The sequence below is a fragment of the Spirosoma sp. 48-14 genome (assembly GCF_001898575.1).
Lineage (GTDB): Bacteria > Bacteroidota > Bacteroidia > Cytophagales > Spirosomataceae > Spirosoma.
This window is the reverse complement of record NZ_MKUD01000088.1, coordinates 12,046-26,702: the sequence shown is the minus strand read 5'-3', so window position 1 is coordinate 26,702 and position 14,657 is coordinate 12,046. Positions and strand designations below refer to the sequence as shown.

General features: G+C 51.2%; 12 protein-coding genes. All 12 read right to left on the bottom strand.

Annotation, left to right across the window (positions count from 1 at the left end; translation table 11 throughout):
- Nucleotides 1-5: 5 nt before the first annotated feature.
- The 12 genes from BGO59_RS35455 to BGO59_RS35400 all read right to left on the bottom strand — a co-directional run bounded on the left by BGO59_RS35455 (nucleotide 6) and on the right by BGO59_RS35400 (nucleotide 14,657).
- A complete protein-coding gene (locus tag BGO59_RS35455) occupies nucleotides 6-1,925 on the bottom strand; it encodes a hypothetical protein (RefSeq protein WP_293692294.1) in 1,920 nt (639 codons plus the stop codon).
- Nucleotides 1,925-7,366, bottom strand: coding sequence for a tape measure protein (locus tag BGO59_RS35450; RefSeq protein WP_293692293.1), 5,442 nt, complete (start codon nucleotides 7,364-7,366; stop codon nucleotides 1,925-1,927). The genes BGO59_RS35455 and BGO59_RS35450 overlap by 1 nt, the downstream gene beginning before the upstream one ends.
- On the bottom strand, nucleotides 7,353-7,733 hold the full coding sequence (locus BGO59_RS35445) for a hypothetical protein (RefSeq protein ID WP_293692291.1): 381 nt from the start codon (nucleotides 7,731-7,733) through the stop codon (nucleotides 7,353-7,355). The genes BGO59_RS35450 and BGO59_RS35445 overlap by 14 nt, the downstream gene beginning before the upstream one ends.
- A gap of 78 nt (nucleotides 7,734-7,811) precedes the next feature.
- Nucleotides 7,812-8,618 (bottom strand): hypothetical protein, encoded by an 807-nt coding sequence (locus BGO59_RS35440; protein ID WP_293692290.1) that lies wholly within the window; start codon nucleotides 8,616-8,618, stop codon nucleotides 7,812-7,814.
- Nucleotides 8,619-8,620: 2 nt separating this feature from the next.
- A complete protein-coding gene (locus BGO59_RS35435) occupies nucleotides 8,621-9,154 on the bottom strand; it encodes a hypothetical protein (protein ID WP_293692289.1) in 534 nt (177 codons plus the stop codon).
- Nucleotides 9,154-9,633 (bottom strand): hypothetical protein, encoded by a 480-nt coding sequence (locus BGO59_RS35430; protein WP_293692288.1) that lies wholly within the window; start codon nucleotides 9,631-9,633, stop codon nucleotides 9,154-9,156. The genes BGO59_RS35435 and BGO59_RS35430 overlap by 1 nt, the downstream gene beginning before the upstream one ends.
- The gene (locus BGO59_RS35425) at nucleotides 9,626-10,639 is read right to left on the bottom strand and encodes a hypothetical protein (RefSeq protein ID WP_293692287.1); all 1,014 of its coding nucleotides are present in this window, start codon (nucleotides 10,637-10,639) and stop codon (nucleotides 9,626-9,628) included. The genes BGO59_RS35430 and BGO59_RS35425 overlap by 8 nt, the downstream gene beginning before the upstream one ends.
- 144 nt (nucleotides 10,640-10,783) lie before the next feature.
- Nucleotides 10,784-12,232, bottom strand: a complete 1,449-nt coding sequence (locus tag BGO59_RS35420; protein WP_293692285.1) for a PBSX family phage terminase large subunit — start codon at nucleotides 12,230-12,232, stop codon at nucleotides 10,784-10,786.
- On the bottom strand, nucleotides 12,229-12,675 hold the full coding sequence (locus tag BGO59_RS35415; RefSeq protein ID WP_293692284.1) for a hypothetical protein: 447 nt from the start codon (nucleotides 12,673-12,675) through the stop codon (nucleotides 12,229-12,231). Before BGO59_RS35415 ends, BGO59_RS35420 begins: the two co-directional genes overlap by 4 nt.
- Nucleotides 12,676-12,687: 12 nt before the next feature.
- A complete protein-coding gene (locus BGO59_RS35410; protein ID WP_293692282.1) occupies nucleotides 12,688-13,014 on the bottom strand; it encodes a hypothetical protein in 327 nt (108 codons plus the stop codon).
- A gap of 74 nt (nucleotides 13,015-13,088) precedes the next feature.
- On the bottom strand, nucleotides 13,089-13,829 hold the full coding sequence (locus tag BGO59_RS35405) for an ABC transporter ATP-binding protein (RefSeq protein ID WP_293692280.1): 741 nt from the start codon (nucleotides 13,827-13,829) through the stop codon (nucleotides 13,089-13,091).
- 210 nt (nucleotides 13,830-14,039) lie between these two features.
- On the bottom strand, nucleotides 14,040-14,657 hold the full coding sequence (locus BGO59_RS35400; RefSeq protein ID WP_293692278.1) for a ParB N-terminal domain-containing protein: 618 nt from the start codon (nucleotides 14,655-14,657) through the stop codon (nucleotides 14,040-14,042).

Genomic DNA, 14,657 nt, shown 5'->3' with positions numbered 1-14,657 from the left:
AAGAATCACAAAAACAGCGTCATCGTGCCGGTTTGTCCCTGCTCGGTTTCCTGCCATGTGGCATCCATGAGCAAGCCGGTTACGGGCTTACCCTCGTCATAGACCGTAATCCAGTCGCCCAGATTGTTAAATTCAGTCTGTGACATCGGTATGACGACGATAGCTAGTTCGTCGCCGAGCAGCGACTTCGGCAGTCGCGGCAGGTAATCCCCCTCACCCAGCGACGGCCAGGCTTCTGTACCGTACCTGCTTTTGGCCGTACTGTTGCCTTCCGACGATTCCAGCGTCAACGGCGCAATCGGCAGGATTTTAGCCCAGCGTCGGGCCGAGCGCGTAGGGCTAAGCCGCACATTGTAGGGTGTTTCGGTATCGACTACACCAGTCAGATACGGCGTCTTTTCGCGGGTTTCGTTCACCCGCTGGCCTGATCGGTTCAGCACGGTACAGATCACAAACAGCTTATCGTCGTTGCTGTCAGACGCGTTGGCGCTGGCCGTTTTATCGCTGAACTGCTTACGCCGTTGTTCTTCGATCAGTTCACCGGATGCAATCACGGTTTTAGCCCGTAAATCGAGCGTTTGCCGCACAGTCGGGTAACTGGTCAGGTAGCGACGAGAGCCGTTGATTTCATCGTTTGCCAGCAGGCCGCTACTGCGCCACGTTTCGTACCCGGTCAGCACCTCATTGAACAGGTACGTTGCATTCGGCTTGTAGGTAATACTGATTGACTCCTGATCGAGCCAGCTTACGGCTGCGTAACTGGTTAGGTAGGTAGCCAGCGGTTCGACCCGAACGGTTGCGCCATCAATCCAGAGCGCCAGCGGGTCCGAAGCGGTCAACCCGTCGAATACATCCTGCAAGCTGGCGGTAATAGCCCGGTTAATGCCCCGCAGGTTGGCGCCATTGGTCAGAAACACATCCTTACCGTCGCCAGCCGTAAAATACTCGCTCTGAAAGGCCAGCGTTCCCCCACTCGACCGGCGCACCAGTTCAGCCAGCAGATCAGCCGCCAGCAAACCCCGGCAGATCGATTCCGGTGCCTGATTGGTCGATTCCAGCGTAACAACGGTATCGCTGCCATACACAAACGACCACTTGCTGACGGTATCGCCCCGGATGCCGAGCACAACCCATCCCCCAGGCTGGACGACAAGCCCCGCCAGTAGCGCATACGTTGCCGTTTTCTGGCCGGTTGTCATCAGCAGTTCAGCCTGCCGAATCTCGGTAGACTCGCCGTTCGGCCCGTAGAGCAGAACAACCAGACGAGCCCCGGTACTGGCACTGGCGCTAAACGTCATCTGTACCCGTCCCGACAGTTGCAAGGACTGCGCATCGTTGGTCGTGTTGCGGTAGATCGGCTGATTCGATAGCGGACTATCGACGGTCAGCAGTTGCCCCGGCAGTGTGCTTTCCGTTTTTTCCGGCCTGACAAGCGGCAGCGAATGGCTGATCGACTGCGCCGATGGCATTGCTTTCTGAACCGTTGGCGCTGAGCCGACTGTATGCGTGGCGGGTCCGGTAATCCGTTTCGTCCGAAGCGTTACGGCTGTTTTTGCCGAAACACTATACTGCGTTACGGCATTACTTTCCAATGATGTTGTGCTTACACTATCGCGAAAAGCGCATGTGATTCCATTGCGGTTTTGCGAAAAGGTCAGGTAATCAACAAAAGCCTCGTACTCGGTAACGCCGTCGTACTCCATCCGAAAGCGGGTGTTTGCCGCAACGCGTGCGACCTGATACGGCTCAAGCAGCAGGCGACGACTCAGAGCGTCGGCAAATGTGACATTGCCAACGCTCTGAGCATACCCAACCTGTTTATACAATACCGAGAAATAACGCGGATTTCGTGATTTTGCCCGAACCAGACCGCTTATTCCCTGCGGGGGTTGAACCTCCGTTTGATTGATAAAAAAACGCTCCATTATCGTTTAAAGATGTTGTTCCAGTATCGAACCGTGCTTTGCTGTCCGATTTCTGATTCGGAAAACCCCTGCCGATCTATTGAAATGTTCACCAGCTTTTTACTTTCAAAGACCTGCCTCGTTCGTCGGGTTTCGTTAATCAGTTCGGCAATATTTAGAAACTCCCGACCGCCAGCCGACAGCAACCCGTCAGGCAAACCGAGTCGCATATTGCCAAAGCCAGCCCAGAAATCAGCCATATTCGGCATATTCAGGTTTTCAACCAGCAGCGCCCGGCGTACCAACTCGTCATTAGTAATGCCATTCAGTTGCATATTCTGATCGACAGTCAATACCCGCTCCCCTTTGGTCAGCAAAGCCGGTACGGTATCGCGTCCATTCGGTCGGCTGGGGTCGTCTACGTACTCTGTACCAAGAAAGTACTGCTTGCCTGTTTTGGGAGCGTAGCCGGTTGCAAACTTGATCGTAATCGGGTTGTTGTTGGCGTCGTAGGCGCTGAACGAGTGACCCAGTGGGTCGTACGTCAGTTCGATGGTATTGCCGCTTTCGTCGTAAGCCGCCGACACCTGATTACCTGATGAGTCTACCGGCGTCGTTGGCCGGGAGCCTGGACGAACCCCTCCCGTCCCTCCGCCTAGCGTCTCTTTGACTATGTTCGTTTTTCCGAACACGCTGCTAATACCGGAGCTGGTAGCGGAACCTGTATCGTAGGAGAGCGCCGTAATTGTACCGATTGCCTGATTGAGCGCATCGATAGCCGCATTAATCGCACTGTTATTGCTGAATAGCCCTTTCTGCCCTTCCAGAATTGCAATTTCAGCTTGCAATTCTGCAATTTTCATGCGCTTGTTGGCTTCAAATATCTGACGATTGGCCTGCATGACCTGGTTGGCATACTCGGCGTTTGCTTTGGCTCGATCTTCGGCGGCAGCAGCTTCCTGCTTCGCCATTTGTTCCATGATTTCCTGAATCTTGTTGGCCGTTGCTATTTCCAGATCGTGTTTTTGATTGGCCGCGTCTAGCTCCAACTGTTTGATACGATCTTTCAGCAACTGCTCCCGTTCCAGTTCATCGGCCTTCATCTGAGCCAGCTTTTCGTCGCGCTCTTTGGCTAACTCCTTAAACTTGGCCTGATATTCATCATCCAGTTTTTTCAGGGCTTCCGTTTCTTCTGCTTTCAGCAGTTTTGTTTCTTCGGTCTGCTCTTTGTTGAGCTGCTTAGTTGCTAGAGCAACACCTTTCGACTTGTCGAGCTTAGCCTGTTCAACCGTATCATGCAACTGTTGAAGCTGGTTTTCGTACTCAGTGATGACCTGTTGCTTTTCAGTTTCATCAGTAAGCGTTGACAGAATACGGTCGCGGGTCGCCGTAATTCGGGCAATTTCATCAGACCGATACCGCTCTAGGGCTTCATTACGAACACGGTCAAGAATAGCAACTTCTTCGATTTCATCTGAAATACGCTGCTGCATTAATTGCTGGCGCAGATCATAGGTTGCCTGCATCTGCGCCCGTTCCTGGCTTTCTCGGTCTTTGAGCAATGCAAGTTCCTGATCATAGGTATCTTTGATCAGAGCAACTTCTTTATCATACTTATCTTTTACTGCACTAAGCTCAGCCTCAAGAGCCTCCGTTTTAGCCTTTAATACTTCATCAATACGGCTCTTCTCTTTATCAGCAGCATCATTTAAGGCATCAATTTCCTTTTCTTTTGCATCCTTATATGATTTCAATTGATCTTCTATAGACTGAACTTTTGCATCTCGAATTTCACCCGCTTTGGCAATTTCAAGCTCAGCCTGATTTATGATCAATTGCTGCTGCATCTTGATTTGGTCAAGCGCCAATTCAGTTAAACCCTTCATGATTTTACCCGCATCAGTGCCAGCGTCAGCCTGTATTTGAGCTGCTTTCTGGTAATAAGCTAGCATTGCATCAATCCGGTCGCGACCTTCAGCATAGGCTTTTTCCCGCTTATAGTAGTCGTCTATTTTTTGTAATTTTTCTTCAATCGTCCCTTTGAAATTCTTCATTTCTTCGTCGTGCGAATCTTTCGCAGCTTTGGAAATGAAGGCATACAGGTCGGTATAGGCTTCCCGGATTCTGGCAAAACCACTCGCAATAGCCTGATAGACTTCTTTCTGATGCTGGTTATACGCATCAGCGATAGCACTGAAAACCTGATAGATTGCCCCCATGACGGCGAAAACCGTAGTAGCCGTCTCTATCCTGGCATCGGCCAAATCCTTCCGCGATTTCTGAACGGCCTGATTGGCCTCCTCGACCTGCTGAGCCGTTCCGCCCATCCCCGCATCATAAATAGATTTGAGCGTTTGCGCGTGAATCTTCGCGTTTTCCAGCGCATTCTGAGACGCCTGCAACGATTTGCCGGACAACTGATCGGTAAACTCAATGACGGTCATAAAACCCTTTGCAATCGAGGCTAGCAGCGGGTCTGCTTTGCTGAGCATTTCCGAAAACATATTAATTATTTTCCGGGTTGCTTTCTCCTCGGCATCAGCAGCCGCTTCGGTCATGCGAATGGTTTTTTCCTTCTCGGTCTGCAACTGCTTTTCGGCAGCTTCGCGCTCAGCCGCTGACTTTTTAGCCTCCTGCGCCAGTTGCTTGATACCCTTCGTTTCTTTCTCGATGTAGTCGTACGAAACGTTATTGCGCTCCTGAAACTTTACAATCTCAGCGTCGATAGAATCCGACAGCGACTTCCGTTCGATAGCCAACAAACCATCCTGAATCTTCTGATACTTTTCGTGGATTGCCTGAATCTTTTGCAGAGCCTGTTCACGTAAGGCGACAATTTCATCTTCGGACGCTTTACGACTCACCCTTGTTTTGTTGATCTGCTCGATTTCCAGTTTTTCAAGGTTCTCGTAATATTTCTTTTTGTCCTCGAAACTCATGTTGTCGGTTTGCAACAGAATATCACGAACCGTAAGCTGCGAATTGAGCACAATGGATTTCATCTTTGCGCCGTGATTGGTAGCCGCCCCTTCCTGATTCTCGCGGTAGGTGCCATTGATCTTCGCCAGTTCGTCAAGGTGCTTCTGTTCCGCCGTTTTGTAGTCGGCAGTGCCTTTCTTGAGCGTCGATAGCTGAGCCTCCCAGCGTTTGTTTTCCGCATCAAGCGCCGTTTTTATGCGTACCTCGTCGGTAGACTTCATGTTCTGGCTGACCTTCGCATAATCTTTCTCAACGGCATCAAACTTCTTACTGATTTCTCGCGCTGCTTCGCCGAAGAATGCAGCCCCACCGCCAGCGGTTTCGTTCAGTTGGTCTTTTAGTTTGTTGGCCTGCGCTCCGCCAGCATCCAGCGCCTTCACGAACCGGGTAATATCCCCGTCGAATTGCACCGTAATTGATTTAGGCAGCGTGCTAAAGAACTCTTTTTCCAGATCGAACAACTCTTTCTGCTTTGCGGCCAGCCCTTCCAGATTATACGCCTGCCGGGCCAGACTAATCCGGGTCATGTACGACACATTCACCGAATCAAGGATTTTACGCAGATCGTTATTGGAAACCTTCTCGGAGTCCAGCCCCGAAAAGTACTGCGGGTACTGTTTGATCAGCAGCGCAATAGCATCCTTTCGTTCTTTCGTACCTGCGGCTGCATTCAGCGCCACCTGTGCCAGTGTGTTCAGGTTGGCTTTCTCTATTTTCAGGGCTACTTCCTGTTCACCCATCGCACTGGTTACCTCAGTCGTTGCCGCTTTCCAAGCCTGATACGTTGTGATCGCAATACCGACGGTAGCGATGATCGCCCCCAGCGGATTAGCCGCCAGTGCCGCCCAGGTTGCACGGGCAGCAACGGCTGATTCAAGCTGTGCCGTATTAAATCCCCGCGTTGTGCCGGTCGCCGTGATCATAACCAGATTGTACGTACCGACTACCAATTCAGACGCAGCTATCGCGGCATTCTTGACGACCATCGCGGCAGCAATGGCCTTTTCTTCAATCACGGCTGCATTAGTCGCCAGTTGGTAGGTAATCCAGGCCGATGCACCGGCTTTGATGATTGCCACATTCCGGGCTATTGCACTGTCAGAACCGGCCAGAAACTGAATCATACTACTTAGACCGCCGATTACTTTCTGTAGGCCATCTTCGTAGTAATCACCCAGAGCCGCCTTTGCGACAAAGAACTTATCTTTCAGGTTGCTAACCTGACCGCCCAGCGTCTGGGCCTGAATCGCCATCAGGTTGTAATACCGACCGCCTTCCTGCGAGGCATCGAAAAGCGCCTTTTTGACCTGCGCAAACGTGATTTCGTGCGCTTCGGCCAGCTTAACCACTTCGTCGCGGGTTTTGCCCATCGACTTAGCCAGCAGATCGTACAACGGAACGCCATTATCGGCGAACTGGTTAAGCTCCTGCTTCATCAAAACGCCTTTATTCTGGATGTCGGTGAACGCTTTGGCGATATACCCCAGCTTTTCGGAGCCAACGACAGCGGCCATGTTGCCCAGTACTTCCAGTGTCGGTATCAGGTCCTGGGTAGCCGTCCCCATGGCTTTCAGCCGGAACGTGGCTTCCATCAGGTTCTCAACCTCGAACGGAGTGGTCTTCGCCATTTCCAGCAGCCGGGCGAATACCGCATCCGCTTCGGCTTTGGTGCCGATCATCTGCTGAAGACCAGCCCGGAACGAATCAACCTTCGACTTGGCTTCAATGACTCCTTTCGTGAAGTCAATAAGTTCATACACGCCGAAGGCACTGGCGATGTAATTGCGCAGTTCCTGAAAGGCTTGACCATGTTGTTGAATCGCGGCCTTCTGTTCGGCCAGTTCACCCCTGAGTAGTAGCGTTTGCCGCTGCTGTTCCCCGCGAATGATGGCCGTCTGTTGATCGGCTTCGGCTTTAACCGATAAGGTTTGCCGTTCGAGTTCAGCCTTTAGCTCAAGGGTAGTCTGTTCGTGCAGCCGTTCGGCAATCTGCGCCTGTTCCAGTAGAGCGGCACGTACAGCCGCTGTACGGCGTTCTTCTTCTTCACGCAGGATTGTCGTCTTACGGGTTTCGGATGCTTCCCGTTCGATTTCCTGCCGCTTGAGTTCAGCGGCCTGTTCCTGAGTCGTCTGTTTGGCAATCTCTTTAGCGATAGCAGCGCGTTCCTGCTCGCTGGCCTTCACATAGGCCGTATTCTGAGCTTCGGACGCTTTGAGTTGCGCCGTCTGCTGATCGAGCTGCGCTTTGCGCTCAAGGGTCATCTGCCGGGCGATTTCCTTAGTAATCGCCAATTCCTCCTCGGCGTACAGTTTTCGGTCGTTCTTTTGCTGCTGTGCAGCCTGTTTGACCAAATCTGCCGTCGAGGAGGCTATCTGACCCTGTTGCTTTGTTAATTCCGCAATCCGTTCGAGTTGCTGGATTGCGTCAGGTAATTCGGAGGCTAGTTTGAAGTTAAAACGGACGTTTTGTTCATACTGAGACATGGGCTAAATCCTCGCCGGATTCGCGGGCGGGGTAGGATGAAACGTCAATTTTTTCGTTTTGCAGGGTGTTCATCAGGTTTTGAACGTAGTTTATAAATCGGGCGGAACGTAGCTTGTACTCGGTTTGATCCTGTGTGATGCCCCGTAAGGAGAGTGTCCGATAGGCTTCCTGTTGAAAGAGTGCGTACCAGTCTGAAAGCACAAACGACCCCGACAGAAACACGTAATACTGTCGAAAGCAATTTTCAATCAATTCGTCCGGCTGCGCGTCGTACAGGTAGTCGGCATCATTAAAAAAATGTTCACTAAGGTACTGTTGTAGTAATTGGTAGTCCTTTTCGGGTTTTGAGGGAAAAGTTGATTGCATTGAGGTGTCTGTACAGTTTAGTAGGTATTCAGAGTAGTCACCGCGAACCTGCGGCCTTTTGTTTTTCTAGCTGCTTTTCTAGCTGCTCGGCGTCGTACTGTTGCTTTCGGATAAATGCGGCCATGTAGTCGTGAGCGTCTTCAACAGTTGATCGTAACAGGTATCGTAAGCGGCCAGGGTCGCCAGTAGCGACTCTAAACGCTGCGTCATAGCTGGATTTGCGCCATTCATTCTGAACCGCAATAGGCTCTGCGTGAATAGGAGAAACTGATTGTAGTCCGCTTCCCGGATCGCCCGGATAGCATTCAGGGTATTTTCTTCGGAGGCCGATGCTAAGGGCGCGAATCGGTTGAGCCGCATGCGTAAAAAAAAATCGTACAGCTCGGGGCGTTTCAGCATCAGCATGACGTTACGCTTACCCTTCACCGGGTCGAACGACGCCGGGTCTTCGTCCGACGCAAAGAACCAGATCGACCCCAGTTCATAGACACGCGCTGTATTGCTGCCGACGTTGAGTTCCGCCGTTTCTTCGTAAAGGTCTAGCCGCTGCTGGCCGAAACTCGACAGCGTAGCAATATCATTCAGGTATTTAACCGCCTGTTCGGGGTCTGACGACAGTTGCAGGATGGCCTGCGTTGCGCTTTCGGCAATCGACGTAAAATAGGCGCGTAAGGTGGTTTCGTCCAGCTTTAGACGGTTATGCTTTTCAATAACGTCAGTAAAGGACATCAACCGCCCCTGATACATGTTAGCCCCGTCGTCGCTGGCCTGATAGAACTGAATGCCTTCTATGATAAAAGGCTCGCCACTCGGCAGCAGAACCGGAATGATATGACCCAACGACAGAGCCTTATCGAATTCAGGATGAACAGCAATTGTACTCATATTTACAACAATTGATTACTTATTAGGGATTTAAAAACATCCTCCGACACGTTCAGCATCTGGTAGTCAACCGAAAAGCATTGCAGTGTCGGGTCGTAGGCTGTTTTCTGGTCGGGTATGAATAGAAATTCTCGTTTCAGCACGGCAAGCGTATCGGTACTGAACTCATTGATTGCCAGTTCGGTCATGGCCGAGAACGCCAGCAGAAACGACGGCATAATATCCGGCAACCGGGTCGCAACCATCATTGACCAGCGCAGGTTAAAGGCGACTTCCTGACGCGAGCCCCAGCGCATGGCTCCTTTGATCGGTTGCCCTCCCACCATACGGTGCGCGATCTGTACATCATAATGAACCGTATCAACCGTAAACCGGGCGGCTTTTCCGGTATCGGCATCCTGCCGCATCAGGGCAGGGCGTTTCTGCTGTGGGTCGTAGAACTGCTGCACCCGGCCAGCAAACTGAGCGCGAACGCTGGGCGCAATGATGCTTCTCAGTTCGTCGTCAACGCTTTGGAGTAACAAAAAATCATTCATTAAACACGCATCAAATCGTTAATCTGTTCTGTGAAATAATCCGTACTCTCCTGCTGTTCTTCCCCTGACATGATGAAGACCGGGCCGAAGTAGTCTTCGAGGTAGTCGGCTCGCTGGCTCATATCGTCATTCAGAAAGCCGCCCCCGAACTCATCAATATCGTTTTCGAGTACAGCCCAGGACGAAGAGTTAAGCAGTTCGCCCGTAAAGGTCAGATTGATCAGGTCGGTACGCAGCCCTTCCTGCTGCCGAATTTTGCCGTACCGCTCTGAATAGCGTCCGGTACGCTTCGGGCTACTGCTGATCATCGGGTCGCCGTCTGCATTCTGGCCCCGCAACTGAATCCGGTCACGAACCAGATTCACGGCATGTTGCGCGGTATCCTGCGCTATCCGGGGCCGGGCCTGCTCAATACGAAGTACAGTCTGTTGCGCGGCCAGAATGTCGGCAATTGCGGTCGTTTCGTCAAACTTAAACATAAGAGCCACTGATATACGTCACTTCCGAAGGGGTAGCCGTCGGAACGGTGAGGGCTTCCTTTTTCAGCAGATCGTTCGACATCCGACGCATCACCGGACGCAGGGCGCGTTTAAAATCCGTGCTGAGCTGCGATTCCATGCGCTCGGTAAACACCGCATTCGACAGGGTGAAGACCGACAGATTAGGCGTTGCCAGCTTCTCGGTCATCAGCAGTGAGCCGCACAGGTAACAGTAAGCGGCCTGCATATCCTTTGCGTAGCGAGGCAACAGCTTATCCAGCGAGCGGGTCACTTCAATATCGAGCGCGATATAGATTTCTTCGTCCAGTAGCGTACCGGCCAGATTTGCCGGGTTTATGGTGCGCCTGCCCTCGATCAGCGCACAATCATTATCGCAGGCGTTCCAGCACACATTGAGCGCATGTAACGGCAAATGCGAGGCATCAACCATGACAACCAACTGTAGCGGCTCCATCAGTACCGTTCGGTACGTCTCGTTTAGCTCAATGGTATTGATACCGGCATCAAATTCGTGCGGGGCTGCGTATAGCTGTGACTGCGCATCCAGATCATAGACCCGAACGCTGGCCGTTACCCGCTGATTGCCGGGTAAAACCGGAACCGAGACCGTCAGTGAACGCAGATTGATCGTTGCGTTCGGTGTGTAGGGTATCGTTACCAGCGTAGCCAGAAATACGCCATCCTGCATTGAGCTTGTCACAAACGGGCGTTTGCGCGATGGTTCCAGCGTTCGCATGATAACCGGCTGAAAGTCGTAATTCTCGCTGAGTTGCAGTAACACTTCATTCTGCAACCGTTCGCAGGCATTACGGTGTACGCTCTCCCATACGGCTGATTCGGGCGAATTATCCCCGTCGAGCAGGTCGGACGGCAAAGCCAGATCGCCGACCAGTTCGGTACTTAGCCCAGCCAGGTCATTGACCCAACTGCTGGCTGAATTATCGACGCCCCGAAGTCCAACCAGAGGCCGAAAAGCATTTAACATTTCGTTTGCCATATTACCATGCACAACTTTATGCTTAAATAGACAAAAAAGTAATAATAATCACAGAAAAGGTAATGTTACTATTACTCAAATAGTTACGAAAAAACCGGCAGTTGGCCGGGAATTTAATTTTAAATTAATGCTCTAAGCTACCTGTTTTTTTTCAATACCAAGTGATTTGTAAGTATCATACTCAAAATTATTTAGATCATACCGGAAACAGTCGCCGACGTGACCGTAATTGTTCTTATCAGCGTCCAGTTTGTCCAATCCCCCGTCCGAGTTGGCTTTCATCCTTTCAATGTCATCAATCAGTAATCCGCAGTGCTCGCGGTCGATGATAATCTTACTACCGTACCTGATCAAAAGCGCGTTACAGATATGCCGCGAACTCGAATGGCTGGCATTCGCTTTCGGTACCCGTTCATAGTCGCAATAGATCGCTCCGGCTTCGGCCATGTAGTTCCGTATCAGCGTCCAGGCCGATACATTCCCTTTGGTGTAGGCTGACCGGGCATTACCGGACGCATCGCCGGTAAAGAATATCTGATTCCGTCCGTACTTCTGGGCGATATACTTACAAAGTTCTTGCAGATCGCCCCCGCCGTGTTTGGCTTCGAGGTACTGAATCGACTGTCCGCTGTAATGCTGACTGATAACAAACGAGTTGTTATAGTTGAAGTCGAACGACACATAAACCGGAACCATCGGGTTATACCTCGTTTCGCCCACAAATGTCGTCGGCTTCCAGGCGGTGAAGTACGGATTGTCAGGCCGGATAATCCCGAACTCGCCAAGTCCATATACCCGGTAGTGGTCGGGGTCATTCTCCCGATACCACTCCATTCGACGGATATATTTATCGCCGACGAATGGATTGTCCAGATACGTGCTGAAGATAACCCGCGTCTGATCGTCTACCCCTTCCTGCGGATTGTCCTTATGGTGGAACATTTTCCGCAGCCAGTGGCGCTCGCTGATCGGGTTATAAGTCAGGTAGATTTGTACCGGACGCTTACCCCGGATACGGTCATTGACGATGTTAAATTCGCTCTCCTGAATTTCGGTTGCTTCTTCAATCCAAACCAGCGAGATACCGACAATGGATTTAAACTTTTCGGCATCGTCCAGCCCCTTAAAGACGATCTGCGAGCCATTGGCAAACTTGATCAGCTTACGGCTCGCGTTGTACGTCCAGTGAACATCCTCACGAAGTCCAAAGAATGGCAGCGCAACAGCTTTGAACTGCTCGATTACCGAGTCATTCAGCGAGGTAGCAAACTTGCGAATGACTAACAGCTTGTGCTTCCTGGTCAGCAGACGACGTACTAAATGCTGAGCCTGAGCGAACGACTTACCCGAACCGCCAGAGCCGTAATTGATTACGTAGTCAGTCTTACCGGCAACCCGGTTCAGTTCATGATACACACGCAGCAACTTGTGCCGCATGTTACGCATGTCGATGATTGGGCTAGGCCGCTGGGTATACACCTTTTGCCCGACCTTGACTTTCTTGGGTAGTCCACTGGCCGAGCGTTCAGGTTCATCAATACGAGGAGGTAACGGAGTTTCGCGCTTTTGCGGTCGGCTCATTCGTCGTTTAATTCTTCCTCGTCGTCTATCTCGTCTTCGTCGCTATCGTTCACAATCGTGAAGTTTGGAATATCGAGCGTTACGTCGGCTTTGTCTTTCTGGTTCAGGTACTGAATACCGAGCCATTTAAGCATGGCGTCAGACGGTTCGACGTATTCAATGACATCTTTGAAAACAATCCCCTTCGCAGTATTGAACGGCTTACTGACTTTGCGCTTGTAACCGACTGCCCGGTTAATCTGCTGTTCACGCAACATCTGCCGGGTACTGGCATAGACTTTTGCGGCATAGTTCTGCCATAACATCTTATGCTCGCGTTTACAGGCCCGGTACAGAGTATCATCCGAAATGCCGAGTTTGGCCGCTATTTCTGGCCCGTCCACCATACAGCGCAACGCCTTATTAACTTCTTCCCAGTCGATTACAATTGCTTTACGTGCCATTGCCGTAGTCGTTTACTTACCTTTTCCGGGTGCGTACTTCCATGAGGTTGTAATGCGCCCCCGGCTGTTGCTTTTGTTGAAACTTGCGCCTTTTGCGGTTGCTGTCGTATTGGCGCTTACTCGCCCCTTGTGCGTACAAATCCAGTCAGGCGATTTGCTAAGCTGCCGAATCCGGGCCGGGTGCGTCGTCGTCGTGAATAATGCATGTCCGCTACGGTGGTACATATCGGCAATATGCTTAGTGAGGATACCTCCTAACCCGATACCCTGGAATGCTGGCAGGACAACCGTACGATGCAGCCGAACGCCATTCTTTATGTGAGCGTGCGGAAAGGCCAATACCGCCTGAAACGCAGCTAACTGGCCGTTGACGGTTGCGACATAGACCCAGGACGAGGCATTGAACGAATGCGCTAGATAGTGATGCTTGCTAAACGCCTTCCATAGCTCACGCTTACGGATAGCCCCCTCACAAGCATAGATGTCGATATGGAAGAGGCCACGCGTGGATTCGCCGGATTGCTGCCCGGCTCCGGCTTTCCCTCGGCAGTGACCTCCGGCACTCTGAACGTCATTGTGTTGGTATCGAATACCCAATCCGGTTGCAGATATTGTTCTACATCGTAATGACAGGTTACAGCAATGAACTGCTTATCCGTTCGTCGGATTGCTTTCTGAACGGCATAACTGCCAACCTGAGCAACGGTTCTATCGACAACCGATGTGAACTCATCAAACACAATCAGGTTGTCTTTTCGCAGCAGGGCATTAGCCAGGTCAACCCGCATCTTTTCGCCGTTGCTTAGTACGTCGTACGGTTTGAGCCAAGACGGGGGCGAGGAGAACCCGACCGCGTTAAACATGCTGGTAATCTCACTGACGGGGCAATGCCACGGCATGTCGTCTAATATACTCGGTTGATCATACCGGAACGCCGTTATATACGCTTCGGGGAATAGCTCTTTGGCTATCGTCGTCTTACCCGTACCGGATGCACCGACGATCAGCCCAACCTGCCAGCCTTCTGGCGGGTCAATGCTGCCCGTAAATCGTTCTTCGGTCGTTTCGGATTGCAGATCGAACGTGCCAACAACAGACGCAACCCGGAACGATGCCGGGGGCGTTGACTTTTTTACAATGTCAAAGGCTTTCATTATGTCGCATTATTTTCGATTGATACTGAATACCTTCAAGTTGACTCCTATACCACCTTTTACCATGCGCTGGCAAACCTAGGCTCACGACACTCATCCGTTTATTGTAGAATATCCCGAACATGGCTGCTACTCTTTGGCGTGGTGTTAGTGGTACGGGCCGGAATTGATATTGTCGCTTTAGATATTTGCGATATATCTTTTCCATCTTTAGAGTGTCAAAACTTTGCATGTGAATCCCCGGTCGGTTAGTTCGTTGTACAATTCTTCCTGCTCGCGCTCAGAGACACAAATAGCCTCGATTCGATACGTAACATCCCCGGCACCGGCTGAGCCGTCAGAGCCAGCAGAACCCGCGTCCTTGGTTTCGTCAGTGACATCATTACCGGGTGGCGTCCAATTCTCATCCAGAAACCCGCCGAAGGTGGTTAGCTCATTGACGTAATCGACGGCATCCCCCATGTCGGCAATAAATTCGTCCCAGCCGTCCTTTGTGACTTCGCCATACTGCGAGTTAAACAGCAGTAGCTTACGCTTGGCTTCGTCACGGGTTTCGGCATGAACGAGAATATACGGCAATTCAATGCCGCCAGGGATTTCGCGCTGAATAACCCGCAAGCGTTGATGTCCGTCAAATGAATACATGACACCGTAAACAGGCTCTTTCCAGACAAAAAGCGGGAATAAAAATCCTTCTGTTTCGAGCGAGTGTTTCAGCTTCGTGTAATTGCTCTTACTGAGGTCTTTAAAATTACCCTGCAAGTCTTCCAGTTCGTTACTATTGATCGTGGGTAGCTTGTCCAGGGTGGGCGATATAACCAGATTCAT